Annotated in this window: 17 protein-coding genes; 7 read left to right on the top strand and 10 right to left on the bottom strand. The window is 68.7% G+C overall.

Annotated features, from left to right (window positions below):
• Nucleotides 1-36: 36 nt before the first annotated feature.
• From dusA to ACSQ4M_RS16920, 3 genes are all read right to left on the bottom strand, one after another.
• A complete protein-coding gene (gene dusA / locus ACSQ4M_RS16930) occupies nt 37-1,041 on the bottom strand; it encodes a tRNA dihydrouridine(20/20a) synthase DusA (RefSeq protein ID WP_436190597.1) in 1,005 nt (334 codons plus the stop codon).
• A 220-nt stretch (nt 1,042-1,261) separates the two neighbouring features.
• Complete coding sequence (locus ACSQ4M_RS16925; protein ID WP_436190596.1) at nt 1,262-1,486, bottom strand: PEP-CTERM sorting domain-containing protein; 225 nt, start codon at nt 1,484-1,486, stop codon at nt 1,262-1,264.
• A gap of 141 nt (nt 1,487-1,627) precedes the next feature.
• Nucleotides 1,628-1,990: a DUF6678 family protein gene (locus ACSQ4M_RS16920; protein ID WP_436190595.1), complete on the bottom strand. Its 363-nt coding sequence runs from the start codon at nt 1,988-1,990 to the stop codon at nt 1,628-1,630.
• 146 nt (nt 1,991-2,136) lie between these two features.
• On the opposite strand from ACSQ4M_RS16920, the gene ACSQ4M_RS16915 reads away from it, so the two are divergent.
• Together ACSQ4M_RS16915 and ACSQ4M_RS16910 are read left to right on the top strand one after the other, a co-directional pair.
• Entirely contained in the window at nt 2,137-3,225 is a 1,089-nt protein-coding gene (locus ACSQ4M_RS16915; protein ID WP_436187902.1) for an IS110 family transposase, read from the top strand.
• 870 nt (nt 3,226-4,095) lie between these two features.
• Nucleotides 4,096-5,184: an IS110 family transposase gene (locus tag ACSQ4M_RS16910; RefSeq protein WP_436187902.1), complete on the top strand. Its 1,089-nt coding sequence runs from the start codon at nt 4,096-4,098 to the stop codon at nt 5,182-5,184.
• Between the two features lie 302 nt (nt 5,185-5,486).
• On the opposite strand, the gene ACSQ4M_RS16905 is transcribed toward ACSQ4M_RS16910, so the two are convergent.
• From ACSQ4M_RS16905 to ACSQ4M_RS16895, 3 genes are all read right to left on the bottom strand, one after another.
• A complete protein-coding gene (locus tag ACSQ4M_RS16905; RefSeq protein ID WP_436190594.1) occupies nt 5,487-6,008 on the bottom strand; it encodes a hypothetical protein in 522 nt (173 codons plus the stop codon).
• 352 nt (nt 6,009-6,360) lie between these two features.
• The gene (locus ACSQ4M_RS16900) at nt 6,361-7,554 is read right to left on the bottom strand and encodes an IS91 family transposase (protein ID WP_436189084.1); all 1,194 of its coding nucleotides are present in this window, start codon (nt 7,552-7,554) and stop codon (nt 6,361-6,363) included.
• Between the two features lie 8 nt (nt 7,555-7,562).
• Nucleotides 7,563-8,423 (bottom strand): tyrosine-type recombinase/integrase, encoded by an 861-nt coding sequence (locus tag ACSQ4M_RS16895; RefSeq protein ID WP_436189083.1) that lies wholly within the window; start codon nt 8,421-8,423, stop codon nt 7,563-7,565.
• A gap of 370 nt (nt 8,424-8,793) precedes the next feature.
• Between ACSQ4M_RS16895 and ACSQ4M_RS16890 the strand changes: the two genes are divergently transcribed.
• Entirely contained in the window at nt 8,794-9,807 is a 1,014-nt protein-coding gene (locus tag ACSQ4M_RS16890) for an integron integrase (protein ID WP_436190593.1), read from the top strand.
• Here the strand turns inward: ACSQ4M_RS16890 and ACSQ4M_RS16885 are convergent.
• Nucleotides 9,798-10,760: a LysR substrate-binding domain-containing protein gene (locus ACSQ4M_RS16885; protein ID WP_436190592.1), complete on the bottom strand. Its 963-nt coding sequence runs from the start codon at nt 10,758-10,760 to the stop codon at nt 9,798-9,800. The genes ACSQ4M_RS16890 and ACSQ4M_RS16885 overlap by 10 nt on opposite strands.
• A gap of 96 nt (nt 10,761-10,856) precedes the next feature.
• Here ACSQ4M_RS16885 and ACSQ4M_RS16880 point away from each other — a divergent pair, with 96 nt between their 5' ends.
• A complete protein-coding gene (locus ACSQ4M_RS16880; protein WP_436190591.1) occupies nt 10,857-12,044 on the top strand; it encodes an MFS transporter in 1,188 nt (395 codons plus the stop codon).
• A 3-nt stretch (nt 12,045-12,047) separates the two neighbouring features.
• Here ACSQ4M_RS16880 and ACSQ4M_RS16875 read toward each other — a convergent pair whose 3' ends face one another.
• Together ACSQ4M_RS16875 and ACSQ4M_RS16870 are read right to left on the bottom strand one after the other, a co-directional pair.
• On the bottom strand, nt 12,048-13,739 hold the full coding sequence (locus ACSQ4M_RS16875; protein WP_436190590.1) for an FAD-dependent oxidoreductase: 1,692 nt from the start codon (nt 13,737-13,739) through the stop codon (nt 12,048-12,050).
• Nucleotides 13,736-14,551, bottom strand: a complete 816-nt coding sequence (locus tag ACSQ4M_RS16870) for a sugar phosphate isomerase/epimerase family protein (RefSeq protein ID WP_436190589.1) — start codon at nt 14,549-14,551, stop codon at nt 13,736-13,738. Before ACSQ4M_RS16870 ends, ACSQ4M_RS16875 begins: the two co-directional genes overlap by 4 nt.
• Before the next feature lie 86 nt (nt 14,552-14,637).
• On the opposite strand from ACSQ4M_RS16870, the gene ACSQ4M_RS16865 reads away from it, so the two are divergent.
• Nucleotides 14,638-15,576 carry a LysR family transcriptional regulator gene (locus tag ACSQ4M_RS16865; protein WP_436190588.1) on the top strand — a complete coding sequence of 313 codons (939 nt, stop codon included), beginning with the start codon at nt 14,638-14,640 and terminating at the stop codon, nt 15,574-15,576.
• Between the two features lie 61 nt (nt 15,577-15,637).
• A complete protein-coding gene (locus tag ACSQ4M_RS16860) occupies nt 15,638-16,414 on the top strand; it encodes an SDR family NAD(P)-dependent oxidoreductase (RefSeq protein WP_436190587.1) in 777 nt (258 codons plus the stop codon).
• A gap of 10 nt (nt 16,415-16,424) precedes the next feature.
• Here ACSQ4M_RS16860 and ACSQ4M_RS16855 read toward each other — a convergent pair whose 3' ends face one another.
• Nucleotides 16,425-18,155 carry a methyl-accepting chemotaxis protein gene (locus tag ACSQ4M_RS16855; RefSeq protein ID WP_436190586.1) on the bottom strand — a complete coding sequence of 577 codons (1,731 nt, stop codon included), beginning with the start codon at nt 18,153-18,155 and terminating at the stop codon, nt 16,425-16,427.
• A gap of 322 nt (nt 18,156-18,477) precedes the next feature.
• Between ACSQ4M_RS16855 and ACSQ4M_RS16850 the strand changes: the two genes are divergently transcribed.
• The gene (locus ACSQ4M_RS16850; protein WP_436190585.1) at nt 18,478-18,966 is read left to right on the top strand and encodes a hemerythrin domain-containing protein; all 489 of its coding nucleotides are present in this window, start codon (nt 18,478-18,480) and stop codon (nt 18,964-18,966) included.
• The last annotated feature ends 51 nt before the right edge of the window (nt 18,967-19,017 follow it).

Below are 19,017 nucleotides of genomic sequence, written 5' to 3'. Positions count from 1 at the left end.
AGAAGTCCGGTCGGTTGAAAAGAAGGTGGTTGCGGCTCAGGCGGCGTGCGCCGGCTCGGCCGAGGATACGGGAGCATGCGCGATCGCCGCGACCTCGGCCGGCGGCAGCGCCTTCATGCGGTGGTCGCTCCAGACCTGGCGCCAGCGCCGGGCGCCGGGCAAGCCGTGGCGCAGGCCCATCATGTGGCGCGCGATGGCGTGCCAGTGCGTGCCGTGCGTGCGCGCCTCGCGCTCCATGTAGCGCAGCATCGCCTCCTCCACCGATTCGCGCGTGCGCACGGAATCGGTGGGCATGCCGAAGAACGCGCTGTCCCATTCGGCCAGCCACCAGGGGTTGTGGTAGGCCTCGCGGCCCAGCATGGCGCCGTCGAGCAGTTCCAGCTGCTCGCCCACCTGCGCCGTGGTCTTGAGACCGCCGTTGATGACGATGGCGAGCTGCGGAAAGTCGCGCTTGAGCCGGTGCACGAGCTCGTAGCGCAGCGGCGGGATGTCGCGGTTCTCCTTGGGCGACAGGCCCTTGAGCCAGGCATTGCGCGCGTGCACGATGAAGGTGCTGCAACCGGCCTCGCTGACGGTGCCGACGAAGTCGCGCACGAAGCCGTAGTCCTCGCCGCGATCGATGCCGATGCGGTGCTTGACGGTCACGGGAATGCCGACCGCATCCACCATGGCCTTCACGCCGTCGGCCACCAGTTGCGGTTCGGCCATCAGGCAGGCCCCGAAGGCGCCACGCTGCACGCGCTCGGACGGGCAGCCGCAGTTCAGGTTGATCTCGTCGTAGCCCCACTGCTCGCCCAGCCTGGCGCAGTGCGCGAGGTCGGCCGGCTCGCTGCCGCCGAGTTGCAGCGCGACGGGGTGCTCGGCCTCGTCCAGCCGCAGGTGCCGCGCCACGTCGCCATGCAGCAGCGCGCCGGTCGTCACCATCTCGGTGTACAGGCGTGCGCGTTGCGACAGCTGGCGGTGGAAATAGCGGCAATGCCGGTCGGTCCAGTCCAGCATCGGGGCGACGCTGATGTGGAGCGCTTGATTTTTCTCAACCATCGGAATTCGGAGGCGGGGGAACACAGAAGAAAGCGCCGCCATTTTCCCTGCAGATCAGTCCTCAAGTGGTTGGCGCAAGAATTGCCATTGCCGCGCAGGCGCCAAGACAGCGCGCGACGCCAGGTGAACACGGTGCCTTTCGCCAGCGCTGCGTCATTGGAGCAACGCCGACAACGGAAAACCCGGCCGAGGCCAGGTCGCGTGACAGCAAGGACACCAGTCAGGCTTGCTTGCGGCGCCGCGCAGCAGCGAGGCCAACCAGCCCCAGGCCGACCAACGCCAGCGAAGCCGGCTCGGGGACCTCGGCCACCGTGATCGGATCACGCGCCCAGACGCTGATGTGCGAGATGTCCTGGTCGCTGCCCTGCTTGTCTTCGAAGTCGGTGTCCGTGGTCCACGTCCCGGTGATCGTGTAGGGAACGCCCAGGTCGAAAGCGCCGTTCATCTTAGTGAAGTCGAAGTCGAAGTCGAAGTCGAAGTCGAAGTCGAAGTCGAAGTCGAAGTCGAAGTCGTATACAGCCTAGCTGGTGCTCGACTTCACCGAAAACGCCAGGTGATCGAAGTGGCTCCGTGAGAACGCCGCCGCTCAGCCGACGCCGAAGGCGGTCGGATGCAGCGGCATGTTAAAGCGAGTGAGGTAGTCGACTGCCACGCCATTTCGGGCGTACCCCATAACTTTGAACCCGTGCTCAGTTTTCTCTCCGGGCACGTGCACCGTTTCCAAAGCATCGCGCACAGCTTCGAATTGCGCGCGAGATGAAACTTTGATTTCCACCCACTCTATTGTCTTATAGCCACCGACCTGAAAGTGATGGAACCATTCTCCGTCCCAAGCGGAGAGATACCCGGTCTCTACGTTCAACGTTCTGCATTGCGGGGAGAGATGCCCAAGCTGGTACATCGCCAACCGAACCTCATTCCACTTCGTTTCGTTCATGAGCGGATTCATAGCGCGCTTTAACGTTTGACTTAAGCGGACGGCCGTAGGCGGGTCTGCTTGAAGGAATACGAAGGGACTTCCCCAATCCCAGCACGGTGTCCAGGCACCAAGATTGACTCGCGGAAGTTCAATCTGAAACAGGAAAGGGGAAGTCCATGGCAGAGATTACACGGGCGCCGGTGGCGCGGGTAGGGGTCGATCTGTCCAAGCGGGTCTACCAGGTTCACGCGGTCGATGCGATTGGGCGCGTGGTCGTAGCCCGCGCGTTGCCGCCGGACCGCTTCTTCTCTTGGTGCGCGGAGTTGCCGGCCGGTTGCATCGTGGCGATGGAGACCTGCGGTGGCGCACACCATGTGGCCCGCCGGTTGCGCGTGCTGGGCCTGGATGCGCGGCTGATCGCAGGCCACTTCGTCACGCCCTACCGCATGGCTGGCAAGAGCGGCAAGAACGACGCCAATGATGCCGCTGCCATCTGCGAGGCCGCAGCTCGCCCGCACATGCGCTTCGTGCCGGTCAAGACGGCCGAGCAGCAAGGCCAGCTTGCCGTGCACCGGCTGCGCGAAGGTTTCAAGGAAGAGCGCACAGCGTTGATCAACCGCATCCGCGGCCTGTTGACCGAGTTCGGGCTGGTCTTCGCGCAAGGTCCGGACGCGCTGCGCCTGGTGCTGGCCAGCGTGATCGAGGACGCCAGCAACGAGTTGCCCGGCGTGGCACGGTTGGCGCTGCAACGCGCGCATCTGCACTGGATCGACGTCGACCTGCAGATTGCCTGGTGCGACGAGCGCATTGCCGCCCACGTGCGCGCCGATGCGCGGGCGGCCAAGGCAGCCACTCTGCTGGGCATCGGTCCGACCACGGCGTCGGCGCTGGTTGCCAGCGTGGGCAACTTTGGCCAGTTTGCCAACGCGCGGCAGTTCGGCGCCTGGCTCGGCTTGGTGCCCAGCCAGAACTCCACCGGCGGCAAAGCCAGGCTCGGGGGCATCACCAAACGCGGCGACGACTACTTGCGCACGCTGCTGATCCAGGGCGCCAAGTCGGCCGTGATGAGCGCGGCCAAACGCAGCGACCGCATCAGCCAGTGGCTGGTGCAACTGAAAGAGCGCGTGGGCTGGCAAAAGGCCGTGGTGGCGCTGGCCAACAAGAACGCGCGCATTCTGTGGGCGGTGCTCACGCGCGACGGTGCATTCGACCCCGACCATGTGCCCCAAATACCGGCGGCGCGGCAGAAGCCGCAACTGGCATGAACTGATTCTCTGAGTTGGACGTGCGATAGCAGATAACCACCACAGGTCAGACCGGCAGCAGGTGAGCTCGATAACTCGTCCGTGCTTCAAGCACGACGAATGAATGGAGTCCTGCTGAGCGGTTCGTATCTGGGGCCTCGGACCAACTGGCCGACAAAAGCCCGCCTGTAGATGTGCAGTCTGTCCTTTTGCGGTGGCTTCTGAGTTCATCGTGCGTCCGCGATCAATGAATGCGAATACCGTTTATCAGGAAGAAAACCTATGAGCCGCTGTTGACGAAAGGGGAAGTCCCTGTAGACAAGTTAGGCCTTACCGAAACAGCCGCCGATTTGCGCGGCATTCCGACACCGCCAACCACAGAAAACCGAGCCCCAAGGCGGCGTAACAGCCAAGTAGAAGCCAGTAGAGTACAGGCCATTCGGAACGATGCACCGTAGCCGATGGCATTGTGCGTGATGGCAGTCCGGTCACACCAAGACGAAATGATAGGACTGCAAGCCAGCAGAGATAGATGCCAATCGACGCACCCAAGATGGGGGACGCGGACCTTTCGCCTCGCCAGAGTTCCAGCAATAACCCTACTGAAAATGCTCCACATAAAAATGAATTGGGGGAGACTGCCCCGTGTTCGAAGTACAGCCATGCAGCTCCTGCACCAAAAAGAAGAGAGCCCAAGAGAGACACGACAACGGCTGCCGACCGGCCAAACAAAACACCTCGCATTCCGAGCGCCTAACGTTTGAGGTAACCGGCGTGCCGTAGGCACGTCCGGTTGACTGAATACGAAGGGACTTCCCCAATCCCAGCACGGTGTCCAGGCACCAAGATTGACTCGCGGAAGTTCAATCTGAAACAGGAAAGGGGAAGTCCATGGCAGAGATTACACGGGCGCCGGTGGCGCGGGTAGGGGTCGATCTGTCCAAGCGGGTCTACCAGGTTCACGCGGTCGATGCGATTGGGCGCGTGGTCGTAGCCCGCGCGTTGCCGCCGGACCGCTTCTTCTCTTGGTGCGCGGAGTTGCCGGCCGGTTGCATCGTGGCGATGGAGACCTGCGGTGGCGCACACCATGTGGCCCGCCGGTTGCGCGTGCTGGGCCTGGATGCGCGGCTGATCGCAGGCCACTTCGTCACGCCCTACCGCATGGCTGGCAAGAGCGGCAAGAACGACGCCAATGATGCCGCTGCCATCTGCGAGGCCGCAGCTCGCCCGCACATGCGCTTCGTGCCGGTCAAGACGGCCGAGCAGCAAGGCCAGCTTGCCGTGCACCGGCTGCGCGAAGGTTTCAAGGAAGAGCGCACAGCGTTGATCAACCGCATCCGCGGCCTGTTGACCGAGTTCGGGCTGGTCTTCGCGCAAGGTCCGGACGCGCTGCGCCTGGTGCTGGCCAGCGTGATCGAGGACGCCAGCAACGAGTTGCCCGGCGTGGCACGGTTGGCGCTGCAACGCGCGCATCTGCACTGGATCGACGTCGACCTGCAGATTGCCTGGTGCGACGAGCGCATTGCCGCCCACGTGCGCGCCGATGCGCGGGCGGCCAAGGCAGCCACTCTGCTGGGCATCGGTCCGACCACGGCGTCGGCGCTGGTTGCCAGCGTGGGCAACTTTGGCCAGTTTGCCAACGCGCGGCAGTTCGGCGCCTGGCTCGGCTTGGTGCCCAGCCAGAACTCCACCGGCGGCAAAGCCAGGCTCGGGGGCATCACCAAACGCGGCGACGACTACTTGCGCACGCTGCTGATCCAGGGCGCCAAGTCGGCCGTGATGAGCGCGGCCAAACGCAGCGACCGCATCAGCCAGTGGCTGGTGCAACTGAAAGAGCGCGTGGGCTGGCAAAAGGCCGTGGTGGCGCTGGCCAACAAGAACGCGCGCATTCTGTGGGCGGTGCTCACGCGCGACGGTGCATTCGACCCCGACCATGTGCCCCAAATACCGGCGGCGCGGCAGAAGCCGCAACTGGCATGAACTGATTCTCTGAGTTGGACGTGCGATAGCAGATAACCACCACAGGTCAGACCGGCAGCAGGTGAGCTCGATAACTCGTCCGTGCTTCAAGCACGACGAATGAATGGAGTCCTGCTGAGCGGTTCGTATCTGGGGCCTCGGACCAACTGGCCGACAAAAGCCCGCCTGTAGATGTGCAGTCTGTCCTTTTGCGGTGGCTTCTGAGTTCATCGTGCGTCCGCGATCAATGAATGCGAATACCGTTTATCAGGAAGAAAACCTATGAGCCGCTGTTGACGAAAGGGGAAGTCCCTGTAGAGAGGTTAGGCATTACTGCCCCGCGGAAACGAGTAAGGATACGGAACCGATCTTTCACCCAGGGAGCAGCCGACAACAGGCGATTCACCGTTCGGCACGTGGACGACCGCAAAGGCGCGGTGCCCAAGGGCCAGATGGCGGCGACTGTGCTCTGAGATGATGCGTAAGAAGCCTTCGCTCCAGTCGCGGTCTTCCTCGAAGGCGCGCTGAAAGCTTCGTAGTTCGATGACGAGCCCTTCTTGGGCCACCACGTCATACCAGAAGCCATCTCGCAGACGCGCGAGGTTTCGATCTTCGGCCTCTAGGGTGTAGCCGAACTGTTGCTCCCAGCGAAACTCCTTACCCAGTGCTGCGACCACAGGGCCGATGCCGCGCCCAAAGTCTATGGGTTCGATGTGGTACGACCTTGAACGAAGCCAAGCGAGAGACCGTTCAGAGGAGGCTGGTTCAAGCGTTGCGATGCCATCGCCCACCAAGAGGGCGAACACATCGAGGTCTCCCCAATTAAGTGCTTGAAACGCTGCCATGTGTCTCGTGATGCCTAACGGAAAGCGTTTATCTGACGCCAGGCCCAAGGCCGGCAAAGACGAGCAACGTTCATGGCGTCAGATAAACCTCGTTGGACTGAACCGCGGGCCACAGGGCGCGTGGCCCGCGGTTCATAGGGGAATGCTCGGCGCGCAGCCTGGCACGGCGCTGGCCATTATGGGCAAGGCGGCCACGCGCGGCATCCGCCATCTGGCGCATGGCGCAAGCGAGGCACGCTGGCGTTGCGGCCAACACACAGGCAGGGGGTCGTACGACGTGGGCCGCCCGCGCGGGCAACACCCGAGCCGCACCGCATCGGCGGCGCTTTGCCCGGCATCGACGCTGCGCCGTTCAAGGTGGTCCCCGGTTGTGCTGCCGCGGTACTGCCGTGGGCCCGGGCAGCGGCGTCAGTCCGGCCAGCGTCTGCACGCAGCGCAGCTGCCCCGTCTTGCAGCACGGGCAGCGCTGCGCGTCGATGCGCGCCACGCGCTTGAGGAAGGCCCGCGCCGACTCCATGGCCCGCGGCTCGGGCGCCGGCATCTGCAGGTCCGTGCGCGCGGCCTGCAGCTTCTTGCCTTTGCAGGCCGCTGCCAGTACGCCGTAGTGGCGGATGCGTTTGATACCGCTGGGCAGCACGTGCAGCAGCACGCGGCGCACGAACTCGGCGCCGGGCACGTGTACCGTCTTCTTGCCGCCCTTGTCGTCGGCACGCACCGTGAAGACCACTTCGCTGTCGGTCACGGCGCCGATGCGCTCGTTGCCGATGGCCGTGCGGTGCGTGTAGCGCGAGAGGTACTCCAGGGCCTGCGCCGGCCCACCCAGCGGCGCCTTGGCGTAGACCACCCAGGCGTGGCGCCACAGCGCGCGCTGGCGTTCGCACCAGGCCGCGTGCTGGCCTTGCGGGTCGTGCGCGATGCGCCCGCTGCGGTGCGCATCGGCGAGCGCCTGCAGGAACTTGCCCCGCAGCACCTTGGACAGCGCCTGCACCGGGAACAGGAAGTCCGGCTTGCGCGCTGGCGCATGCCAGTGCCCGTCCTTGAGCACGCCACAGGCCATCACGGCGTGCAGGTGGATGTGCCGGCGCAGGTCCTGCGTCCAGGTGTGCAGCACCAGGCTGAAGGCCGGCGTGCCGCCGGCCACGCCCATCCAGCGGGCGTTGGCGGCGAAGGTGTTCAGCGTCGCGGCGGTGCTGGCGAACAGGGTGTCGATGACCCAGCGCGGGTGGGCGCCGTACAGCGCGTTGAGTTCGTGCGGCAGCGTGAAGACCAGGTGGACGTAGGGCACTGGCAGCAGTTCGGCAAGCCGGCCTTGCAGCCAGGCGTCCTTGGCGCGCGCGCCGCACTGCGGGCAGTGCCGGTTGCGGCAGGAGTGGTATTGCCAGTGGCGGTGATCGCAGCGGTCGCACTGCATCTGCCGACCGCCCAGGGCCGCGGTGCGGCAGGCCGCGATGGCGCGCCAGGCCTTGGCCTGCGGCACGCTCAGGGCATGGTGGGCCAGATGCGCCTGCCCATGGCGGCGCAGCACCTCGGCCAGCGTGGCGGCCATGGTGGCGATCAGGACAGGCGCAGCGCAGCCAGCAGGTCCAGCGGGTCGGTGTCCTTGGGCGGGTGGAACTGCGGGCTGACCAGGTGCAGGTAGCGCGCGGTGGTGCTGATGTGGCCGTGGCCGAGCAGCTTGCTGATGGTGTACAGGTCCACGCCGCCTTCGAGCAGATGGGTGGCAAAGCAGTGGCGCAGGGTGTGGATGCCCCCGCGCTTCATGATGCGGGCGCGCTGGCGGGCACGTTGGTAGGCGCGTTGGGCCGTCTCGATGGACGGGGCTGCGCCGTCGCGCCCGTCGTCGAACAGCCATTGCCGCGGCCGAAAGCAGCGCACGTGTTCGCGCAGCAGCGCCAGCAGCGTGGGGCTGAGCACGCTTTGGCGGTCATGGCCGCCCTTGCCGGCGCGCACGCGGATGCACATGCGGTCGGGCGCGCTGTCGATGTCGCGCACCTGCAGCGCGCAGGCTTCGGATACGCGCAGCCCGGCGGCGTAGACGGTCTGCAGCAGCATGCGTTGGCGCGGTTGGCCGCAGGCCAGCAGCAGCTGCGCGATCTCACCGCGCCCGAGCAGATCGGGCTGGCGCTGCGGCACGCGGGCCATGGGCACCAGGAACTCTGCGCGCGAGCGGCCCAGCACGGTCTCGTACAGAAAGCGTGCCGCGCAGGCGGCCTGGTTCATGGTGCTGTATGACAGGCTTTGCTCGCGCACCATGCGCAACAGGTAGTCCTGCACCTCCTGGCGCGTCAAACCGGCCGGATCGCGCCGGTAGTGCTTGGCCATGCGCCGGATGGCGTCCACGTAGGCATCCTGCGTGCGTGCGGCAAACCCGCGCACCACCATCGCCTCGATCATGCGCTGGCGTAGTTCGGTCATAGCAGCTCTCCGTCAAGCCGGGGAACATTCCCCAGCTCAAGGCTGCTCGGCCGACCATCAGATGCAAGCGCGCACACGCAAAAACGCGGTGGCCGGGAGCACTTCCCGAGCCACCGCGTCAGCGGTTTGGTTCAACTTGTTATCACACGCACGCAAACGCGAGGTATCACGCCAGCTGTCGTTGATCTGGTCGCATATTGCGCGGATAAGTTGTTGATCTTCATCGGAAAACAATCAATTTACTGATCATTCATCCAGTGGTAAATTTGGCACGAAACCTCGCTGCCGTTACAAGTTTGCTGGATGGCTGTCGATCTTGCCACGAGGTGCATCCGTGTCGCACTCCGCCATTGCATCCCGTCGCCCCACTGTGCATACAAACAACGCGGCTGCCGCCCTGCCTCCATTGAAGGCGCCGCGCCTGCTCGACCGTGTGCGCGAACGCATCCGCCTCATGCACTACAGCCTGCAGACCGAGAAGGTCTATGTGCACTGGTGCCGCGCCTTCATCCGGTTCCACGGCCTGCGGCATCCGGCCGAGATGGGCAAGGAGGAGGTCGAGGCATTCCTCACCCATCTGGCGGCCGAACGCGGCGTGGCGCCCTCCACCCACCGCCAGGCGCTCTCGGCCTTGCTGTTTCTCTACGGCAAGGTGCTGGAGATGCAGCTGCCATGGATGGCCGAGATCGGCCGGCCCGTGCCCAAGCGCCGCCTGCCGGTGGTGCTGTCGCCCGACGAGGTGGCGGCCGTGCTGGGCCGCATGGAGGGCGAGCACGGCCTGATGGCTCGGCTGCTGTACGGCACCGGCCTGCGCATCAACGAAGGCCTGCGGCTGCGCGTGAAGGACCTCGATTTCCCGCAGCGGGCGTTGTTCGTGCGCGAAGGCAAAGGCGGCAAAGACCGCGTGGTGATGCTGCCCGACAGCCTCGTGCCCGATCTGCGCACCCACCTGGCCCGCTCCCGGCTGGTCTGGAGCGCCGATGTGGCCGCAGGCCAGGCCGGCGTCGAGCTGCCGCACGCGCTCGAGCGCAAGTACCCGCGCGCGGGCAGCAGCTGGGGCTGGTTCTGGGTGTTTCCGCAAGACAAGCTTTCGACGGACCCGCACAGCGGTGTCATCCGGCGCCACCATCTCTACGCAGAGACGTTCCAGCGGGCCTTCAAACGCGCCGTGCAGCAGGCCGGCATCGTCCGGCCAGCCACGCCGCACACGCTGCGCCACTGCTTCGCCACCCATCTTCTTCAGGCCGGCAGCGACATCCGCACCGTGCAGGAACTGCTGGGCCATGCCGATGTGGCCACGACCATGGTCTACACGCACGTGATGCGCATGGGCGGCATGGCCGTGCGCAGCCCGCTCGACCGCCTGGCTCCGGCTCACGCCTGAGGCGCTGTTCCACCCCGTCCCTCCTGCGCGCCCGTCAACCCCGGCACCGCCTCCCGCATCGCCGCCACGAAGCGCAGCAGCCGCGAAGGGTAGTAGCGCGCCTGCGGGTAGACGATGTAGACGGGCAGCGGCGCCGCCTCCCACTGCGGCGCCAGGTGCAGCAGCCGGCCCTGGGCGATGTCGTCCTCCAGCAGCCAGGCCGAGCCTGCGCACACGCCCAGCCCTTCCAATGCAGCGCTGCGCAGTGCGTAGAGGCTGTCGGTGGCCACGCGCGGCTGCAACGCGATGCGCGCGAGCCGGCCGCTGGCGCGGTGGCGCAGCGCGATCTCGTGGCGGTAGAAGGTCTGCAGCGCGAGCCAGGGCAGCGCCGCCAGTTCGTGTGCGTCCTGCGGCGGCGGCGTGCCGCCCAGCAGCCGCGGCGCGGCAACCACGATGCGCGGCACCTCGGACAGGCGCACGGCCACCACCGAGGGGTCGGCCGGCTCGCCCACCTGCACGGCGCAGTCGATGCCGGCTGCGATGAAGTCGCGCACGTCGTCGCGCAACAGCCATTCCACCGACACGCGCGGGTGCGCGCGCAGGAAGCCGGCCAGCGGCGCGATGAAGCGCTCCTGGCCGAAGGCATGCGGCATGGCCACGCGCAGCGTGCCCTCGGGCTCCTGCTGGGCGCCGCGCAGCTCGGCCTCGAATGCAGCCCAACTGGCCAGCAGCTCCTTGGCACGCGCAAAACAGCGCTCGCCATCCACCGTGAGCCGCATCGCGTGGGTGGAGCGCTGCAGCAGGCGCACGCCCAGCGAGCGCTCCAGCAGCTGCAGCCGCCGGCTGACGGTGGGCTGGGTCGCTTGCAGCTGCGCCGCCGCGGCCGACAGGCTGCCGGCCTCGACGATACGCACGAAGGTGTCCATGAGCAGCAGCCGATCGCCCGCCGCAGGGCCCGATGTCGTGTCGTTCATACGCCAAGCGTATAGCAATTGTGCGAGCTACGGTACTTCCAAGAGGGAGCATGCGCGGAGACACTTCATGGCATTGAATCCTGGAAGGAAGGCATCATGCAAACGTTGAATATGAAGACCGAAGGGGTACCGGCCCTGCCGGCGCCGCTGCTGGGCCTCTTGGCCACAGGCGCCGGCATGTCGGTGGCCGCGCTCTACTACAGCCAGCCCATGCTGGGCCGCATGGCGGCCGACCTGCAGGCGACGCCCGGCGCGGCCGGCGCCGTGCCCACGCTCACGCAGCTGGGCTATGCGCTGGGCATCGCGCTGCTGGCGCCGCTGGGCGACCGCTTCGACCGGCGCGCCATCATCCTCGTCAAGGCCGCCGTGCTGGCGGCCATGCTGCTGGCCACGGCCGTCGCGCCTTCGCTGCACCTGCTGCTGGCCACCAGCCTGGCGATCGGCCTGGCCGCCACGCTGGCGCAGGACATCGTGCCGGCGGCCGCCACGCTGGCGCCGGCGGCCGAACGCGGCAAGGCCGTGGGCACCGTCATGACGGGGCTGTTGCTGGGCATCCTGCTCTCGCGCGTGGTCAGCGGCTTCGTGGCCGAGCACTGGCACTGGCGCGCGGTCTACGCGGGCGCGGCCGTCGGCGTGGCGGCGGTGGGGCTGGCCGCCTGGCGGCTGCTGCCGCGCTTCGTGGCCACGACGCAGCTGGGCTATGGCGCGCTGCTGGCTTCGCTGGCGCAGCTGTGGCGAAAGCACCCTGCCCTGCGCCGTGCCACGGCCGCGCAGGCCCTGCTGTCGGTGGGCTTCAGCGCGTTCTGGTCCACGCTGGCCGTGATGCTGCAGGCCGAGCCCTTCCACATCGGCGCGAGCGTGGCAGGCGCCTTCGGCCTGGCCGGCGCCGCCGGCGCGCTGGCCGCGCCGCTCGCGGGCCGATTGGCCGACCGCAGCGGCCCGGCCCGCGTGGCACGGCTGGGTGCGGGCCTCGCGGCCGTGAGCTTCGTGGCCATGGGCCTGGGTGCCAGCCTGCCGGTGGCCGCGCAGCTGGTGCTGCTGGCCCTGGGCGCCGTGGCCTTCGACCTGGGCGTGCAGGCCACGCTGGTGGCGCACCAGAGCATCGTCTACGGCATCGACCCGGCCGCGCGCAGCCGGCTCAATGCGGTGCTGCTGACGGGCATGTTCGTCGGCATGGCCGCCGGCTCGGCGCTGGGCGCCACGCTGCTGGCCAACGCCGGCTGGGCGACGGTGATGGCGCTGGCGGCTGGCGCCTCAGGCCTGGCCTGGTGGCTGCGCCGCTGAGCACTACGCCCCGGCCGCGTGGCGGCCGGCGATGTAGCCGAATGTCATGGCCGGCCCCAGGTTGATGCCGCCCGAGGGGTAGCAGCCGCCCAGCACGCTGGCCATGTCGGCGCCCACGGCGTACAGGCCGGCGATGGGCGTGCCGCCGGCATCCAGCACGCGCGCATGGGCATCGGTGCGCAGACCGGCGAAGGTGCCGAAGCTGCCAGGCAGCACCTTCACGGCGTAGAACGGGCCTTGTTCGATGGGCGCCACGCAGGGGTTGGGGCCCTGGTGCAGCGCATCGCCCATCTTGCGGTTGTAGGGCGTGGAGCCACGGCCGAATTCCGGGTCTTCGCCGCGGCGCGCATGTTCGTTGAAGCGCCGCACGGTGTCGGCCAGCCCTTGCGGCGCGATGCCGCAAGCCAGCGCCAGCGCCTCGATGGTGGCACCGCGCCGCAGGTAGCCGCTGCGCAGGGCCGGGCCCACGGGCAGCGGAAAGGGCCGCGCATGGCCCAGGCCGTACAGGCGCTGGAAGCGGTGGTCGCAGACCAGCCAGGAGCAGACCTCCTCGCCTGCGGGCGCCTGCGCCACCATGGCCGCCGTGTAGTCGTGGTAGCCGTCGGCCTCGTTGACGAAGCGCCGGCCGGTGGACAGCACGCCGATCACACCGGGCTTGCCGCGGTCGATGATGTGCGGGAAGTGGCCGACGGTGCCGTCTGCATGCGGCACGCGCGAGACCGGCGCCCAGGCCACGGGCGAGGCCAGATCGGTCGCCAGCACGCCACCGGCCGCCTCGCCCAGGCGGATGCCGTCGCCCGAACAAGTCTGCGGCGGCAAGGCCAGGTGTTCGCGGCCCGTGGGCGTGCGCGGGAACAAGGCCTGGCGGCGCACGCTGTCGTTGGGGAAGCCCCCCGCCGCGAGCACCACGCCACGGCTGGCACGGATCTCGGTTTCGCCGCCGTCCACGACGACGACGGCGCCGCGCACTGCACCCTCCTCCAGCAACAGCCGCTGTGCGGGGGCCGAGGCGATCAGTTGCACCCGCAGGTCCTGCGCCGACTTGGCGAGCCGCCCGATCAGCGCCACGCCGTTGACGAGGTGCATGGCGCGGCCGTGCAGCGCGAGGTCACGCAGATGGCGCAGGAAGCGCCCGGCCACGTGCAGGAAGGACTTCGCCGAGCGCGTCACGCTCAGGAAAGCACCGAGGTCGGCACCGGCCATGATGGGCATGCCCAGGAACGCCGTCTCGCGCATGGTCGGCCGCAGCAGCTGGTTCAGCGCGCCGATCCCGCGTGCGTCGTACGGCGCGGCGATCAGCTGGTGGCCGCCCGTGGCCGCGCCAGGCACCTGGCCGTGGATGTCGGGGATGCCGTTGCCATCCACGAACTGCAGAGCCGTGTGCTGCTCGAAGAAGGCCACCATGGCCGGCGCGTTGTCGAGGAAGGCGTCGACGCGGGCCGCGTCGTAGTGCGGGCCGAGTTCGTTGCGCAGGTAGGTGCGCGGCTGCTGTGGGTCCTCGTGGATGCCGGAGCGCTTCGCCAAGGGGTTGCCGGGCGCCCACATCCAGCCGCCCGACCAGGCCGTGGCGCCGCCGAACACGGATGCCTTCTCGACCACCACGACCTGCAGGCCGTGCCAGGCCGCGGTGACGGCAGCAGAAAGGCCCGCGGCGCCCGAGCCGACGACCAGCAGGTCGCAGTCGATGCGCCTCATGGGTCCACCTGCGCCAGCACGCGCCGCGTGGCGGCCAGCGCGCGGCGCGCGCGCTCGGTCGCATCCACGGTCCGCGCCAGCGTCTGCGTCGGCACCTCCACGCTGACGGGAATGCCGGCCGGCAGCGCGCGCAGCAGCGCCACCAGATCCAGCTCGCCCTCGCCCGGGAACAGCCGCTCGGCGCGCGCCTGGGCCAGGATCGCGTCGATGCTCTGCGGGATGGCGGCCGGCACGTCGCAGAACTGCAGGTAACGCAGCTGCGCGGCTGGCACCAGTGCGATGTCCTCCAGCCGGCTGCGCGAGCGGCTGAAGTGGAAGGGGTCGATCAGCACGCCCGCGTTGGCACAGCCGCTGCGCGCCACGATGCGCGCTGCCGCGGCCAGGTCCTTGGCTTGCGTCCAGGGCATGAATTCCAGCACCGCGCCCAGGCCGTAGCGGCCGGCCAGTGCGCAGAACGCGGCGAAGGCGTCAGCCTGACGCGCGTCGTCGGGGTCGTTGCCGGCCACCAGCAGTTCGCGCGCACCCAGCCGCGCCGCGGTGGCGACGGCGGCCTCGTGGTCGGCCACGCGCCGGCCGGGCAGCAGTCGGAAGATCTCGGCATCGAGCACCTGCACGCCGGTGTCGGCCAGCGCGGCCTCGAGCTCGCGCAGCAGGGGCGTGTCGCCCACCAGGTCGTACTGCGGTTCGGTGGCGGTCGCGGGAACCAGGCGGACGCCGATGTGGCTGTAGCCGGCCTCGGCAGCGCAGCGCACCATGGCGGGCGGGGTCAGCTCCAGCACCGTGAGGGCGGCGAGCGAAATCGGGCGGGTCATGTGGGTGTCTCCTCGGGAAGGCGGCACTCTACTGACGACACTTCGCATGAACAAGCTGCCGGATGTGGTTCTATGATTCACGAATCGTGAACCTCAACTTCCAGCTCGACGACCTGCGCGTGTTCTGCCTGGCCGCGCGCAAGGCCAGCTTCGCCGCCACCGCGACCGAGCTCGGCACCTCGCCCGCCTATGTCAGCAAGCGCATCGCGCTGCTGGAGAAAGCGCTGAGCGTCATGCTGTTCCACCGCGCCGCGCGGCGCGTGACGGTGACCGAGGACGGCGAGCGCGTCTACGCGGCGGCCCAGCAGATCTTCCAGGGCGTGGACCACCTGGGCGAGACCGTGGCCGGCGGCCGCATCGACCCGCGCGGCACGCTGCGCGTGACCACGAGCTTTCGCCTGGGCCGGCGCCACATCGGACCCCTGCTCTCGCAGCTCGCGCAGCGCCACCCGGCGCTGGACATCACGCTGGACGCGGTGGACCGCCGCGTCGACCTGATCGCCGAGGACGTGGACCTGGACGTGCGCGTCGGCGCCGTCGACGAGCCGCACCTGGTGGCGCACCAGCTCGCAGCCGGTGCGCGCCTGCTCTGCGCCGCGCCGAGCTACCTCGCGCGGCGCGGCGTTCCGGCCAGCGTGGCCGAACTGAGCCGGCACGACTGCCTGGTGCTGCGCGACCGCAACCAGGCCTTCGGCGTCTGGCGCCTGGCCGGCCCGGCCGGTGAGGAGAAGGTCAAGGTCACGGGCCGGCTCGCGTCCAACAACGCCGAGATCGTGCGCGGCTGGGGCATCGACGGCCACGGCATCGTGCTGCAGGCCGACTGGGACCTGCACGAGGACCTGGCCGCCGGCCGGCTCGTGCCCGTGCTGCCCGGCACCACGCAGCCGGCCGACATCTGGGCCGCCAGCACGGTGCGGCTCAGCCACTCGGCCAAGGTGCGGGCCTGCGTGCAGTTCCTGCGCGAGGCGCTCGCGGGCGACGGGCCGTACGCGCTGCGGCGCGGCGGCCGCTTGCTCTCTGCGTGACAGGCCCTGCCGCTGGCCAGCCCGATACTGGGCCGGCAAGCGAACCAGGAAAGGCACGAACATGCAAGAAGCACCCGCACGCAAGGTCTGCGTCGTCACCGGCTCCTCCTCCGGCATCGGCGCGGCCACCGCGCGGCTCTACGCGTCCCAGGGCTGGAACGTGGCCGTCAACTACTCGCGCGATCCGGCGCCAGCCGAAGCGGTCGCGCAGCAATGCCGCGCGCTCGGCGCCGACGTGCTGGTCGCCCGGGCCGACGTCTCCGTTGACGCCGACTGCAGGCGGCTGGCCGCCGATGTGCAGGCGCGCTGGGGCCGCACCGACGTGCTGGTCAACAACGCGGGCACCACGCGCTTCGTGCCGCTGAAGAACCTGGACGGCCTGGAGGCCGAAGACTTCCAGCGCATCTACGCGGTCAACGTGGTGGGCGCCTACCAGATGACGCGCGCCTTCGTGCCGCTGCTGGAGCAGCACCCCGTCACCGCCGTCGTCAACGTCTCGTCCACCGCTTCGTTCATGGGCGCGGGATCGTCGATCGCCTACATGGCGTCCAAGGGCGGGCTCAACGCGATGACGATCGGCCTGGCGCGTGCGCTGGGGCCGAAGATCCGCGTCAACGCCATCGCGCCGGGCCTGGTCGATTCGCCCTGGCTCAAGAACGGTCTGGGCGAGACGACCTATGCCGCGTCGGTGGAGAGCTACAAGCAGCGCGCCGCGCTGGCCGAGATCATCCAGCCCGAGGACGTGGCCCAGGCGGCCTGGTGGCTCGGCGTGGGCGCGGCCAAGACCACGGGCGAGCTCCTGGTGGTCGACGGCGGCATCCGCCTGACGCGCGCCTGACCTGCGGCGTTCAGAACGCCTCCCAGTCCGCCTCTGCCGTCGCCTTCTCCTTGGTGGCCTTGGCCTTGGGCGGCAAGGCGCGCGCGGCGGTCGCGGAAGGCGCACGCACGGCGGCCGGCCGCTGCGGGCTGCGTGGCGGCGTCGGCGCCACCGCCCGGGACGCCGGCTCGGGATGCGCAGACGCATTCGCCGCCACGCGGAACACCGCCACCGCGCCCGTCATGCGCACGGCCTGGCTCTTGAGGCTGTCGGCCGCGGCCGCCATCTCCTCCACCAGGGCTGCGTTCTGCTGCGTGACCTGGTCCAGCTGCGAGACCGCCTCGCCGATCTGGCCGATGCCGCTGCTCTGCTCGCGGCTGGCGGCGCTGATCTCGGCGATCAGGTCGTTCACACGCCGCACCTGGGCCACGATCTCGTCCATGGAACTGCCGGCCTCCGCGACCAGCCTGGCGCCGCTCTCCACGCGGTCGCCGCTCTGCGTGATGAGCTCCTTGATCTCCTTGGCCGCGTCGGCGCTGCGTTGCGCCAGGCTGCGCACCTCGCCAGCCACGACCGCGAAACCGCGGCCCTGCTCGCCAGCGCGCGCCGCTTCCACGGCCGCGTTCAGCGCCAGGATGTTGGTCTGGAAGGCGATGCCGTCGATCACGCCGATGATGTCCGCCACCTTGGAGGAGGACTGCGAGATGCCCTGCATGGTCTGGATCACCTCGGACACCACGCGCCCGCCGGCCTGGGCCGATGTGGAGGCCGACTGCGCCAGCTGCGCCGCCTGCTGCGCCGTGTCGGAGTTCTGCCGGATGGTGGCGGTCAGCTGCTCCATGGAGGCGGCCGTCTGCTCCAGGCTGCTGGCCTGTGCCTCGGTGCGCGCGCTGAGGTCGCTGTTGCCACTGGCGATCTCGGTGGAGCCGGTGGAGATCGAGTCCGAGCTGTCGCGCACCTGGAACACGATGGTGGCCAGCTTCGCGTTCATCTCGCGCAGCGCGGCCAGCAGCACACCGGTCTCGTCCTGGCTCTGCACCTCGATGACCGAGGTCAGGTCGCCCTGCGCCACCGTCTGCGCCACCTGCACCGCGCGCGCCAGCGGCTCGGTGATGGAGCGTGTCAGCAGCCAGGCCAGCACGGTCCCCAGCGCCACGGCCGCGGCCAGGATGCCGATGACCTCCAGCCGCGCCTGCGAGAACGCGCCCTGCGACTGCGCGTAGGCGGCGTCGCCGCCTTCCACCTGCAGTGCGATCGTCTTGTTGAGCGCCGCCACCAGCGTGGCGTAGGCCTTGCCGCTGTCGCCCATGTAGAGCCGGCGCGCTTCTTCCGCCGCCTCGGCGCCCTTGCGCGATGCGGCGAAGGTTCTCTCCAGCGCCACGAAATAGGCCTGCTGCGCGCTCTTGACGTTCGTGGCCAGCGCGCGTTCGGCGCCTTCGCCGACCAGCGGCTCGTAGCGCTGCCAGCTCTTGTCCATCGCCGCCTGCGCGGTCTTGACCGTGCTTTCCTGCGCGGCCATGTCGCTGGCCTGGGTGGCCGACAGGTGGGCGCCTTCGGCATCGCGGACCACCGCCAGGTCGGTACGGTAGTCGTCGAGCGCATCCATGGACATCAGCCAGTTGGTGGCCATGTCCCGGGTCGCGTCGTTGACGGTGCTGAGCCGGTGCAGCGCGAGCACGCCGACCAGGACCGACAGCAGCAGCACGATGCCGAAGCCGACGCCCAGCCGTGGGCCGATGTTCAGGCGGGACAGAAACCTCATGAAGACCCCCGAGCGTTTTGTGGTGGAACCCAGCCCTGGCGACCCTGCAAACCCGTGCCCACGAACCCGGCCTGCCAGACGCATCCAGCCGGCCTCCTCCCATCGTCGCCACAGCCATCCGGGTGCGGGTTCTACCACGCGCCGCCACGGCCGTCACCCGGCCCTGACCCGCGCACGCGGCCGACACCCACAGGCGGGAGGAGCACGCGGGCGACACGCCTGTAGGCCCGCGGTGCCGTGCGCTGCCTGCGCAGGCCTACACCGGCGCGCCGCACGACTGCGCAGCATGGAGGCTTTCCAACCCCCACGAAGGACCGACACCATGGCCACGACCAAGACCACCAAGGACGCCTGCGACCTGCTGGACGCCGACCACCGCGCCGTCAAGAAGCTGTTCAAGGAATACGAGGAGCTGGCCGGCTCGCGCAGCCGCACCGCCGCCGCACGCAAGGAAGAGCTGGCGCGCGAGATCTGCATGCAGCTGACGGTGCACGCCCAGATCGAGGAGGAGATCTTCTACCCGGCCCTGCGCGGCGCGATGTCGGCGACCGACCTGCTCGACGAGGCCGAGGTCGAGCACCAGAGCGCCAAGGACCTCATCGCGCAGATCCAGGCCGGCGACGACAGCCCCGAGCTGCACGACGCCAAGGTCAAGGTGCTGGGCGAGTACATCGATCACCACGTCAAGGAAGAGCGCAACGAGATCTTTCCCAAGGCCCGCAGCGCGCGCAAGCTGGACCTGGTAGCCATGCGCGAGCAGCTGGAGGCGCGCAAGGCCGAACTGCTCGAAGAGCACATGGCGGCTGCCTGAGGCCCTTCGCCATGCCGCACGCGTGATGCGTGCGGCATGCACAGGTCACGC

Source organism: Pseudorhodoferax sp. LjRoot39 (assembly GCF_964253035.1).
Lineage (GTDB): Bacteria > Pseudomonadota > Gammaproteobacteria > Burkholderiales > Burkholderiaceae_C > Pseudorhodoferax.
The sequence above is the reverse complement of the archived record's forward strand: the minus strand, read 5'-3'. Positions and strand labels throughout refer to the sequence as shown.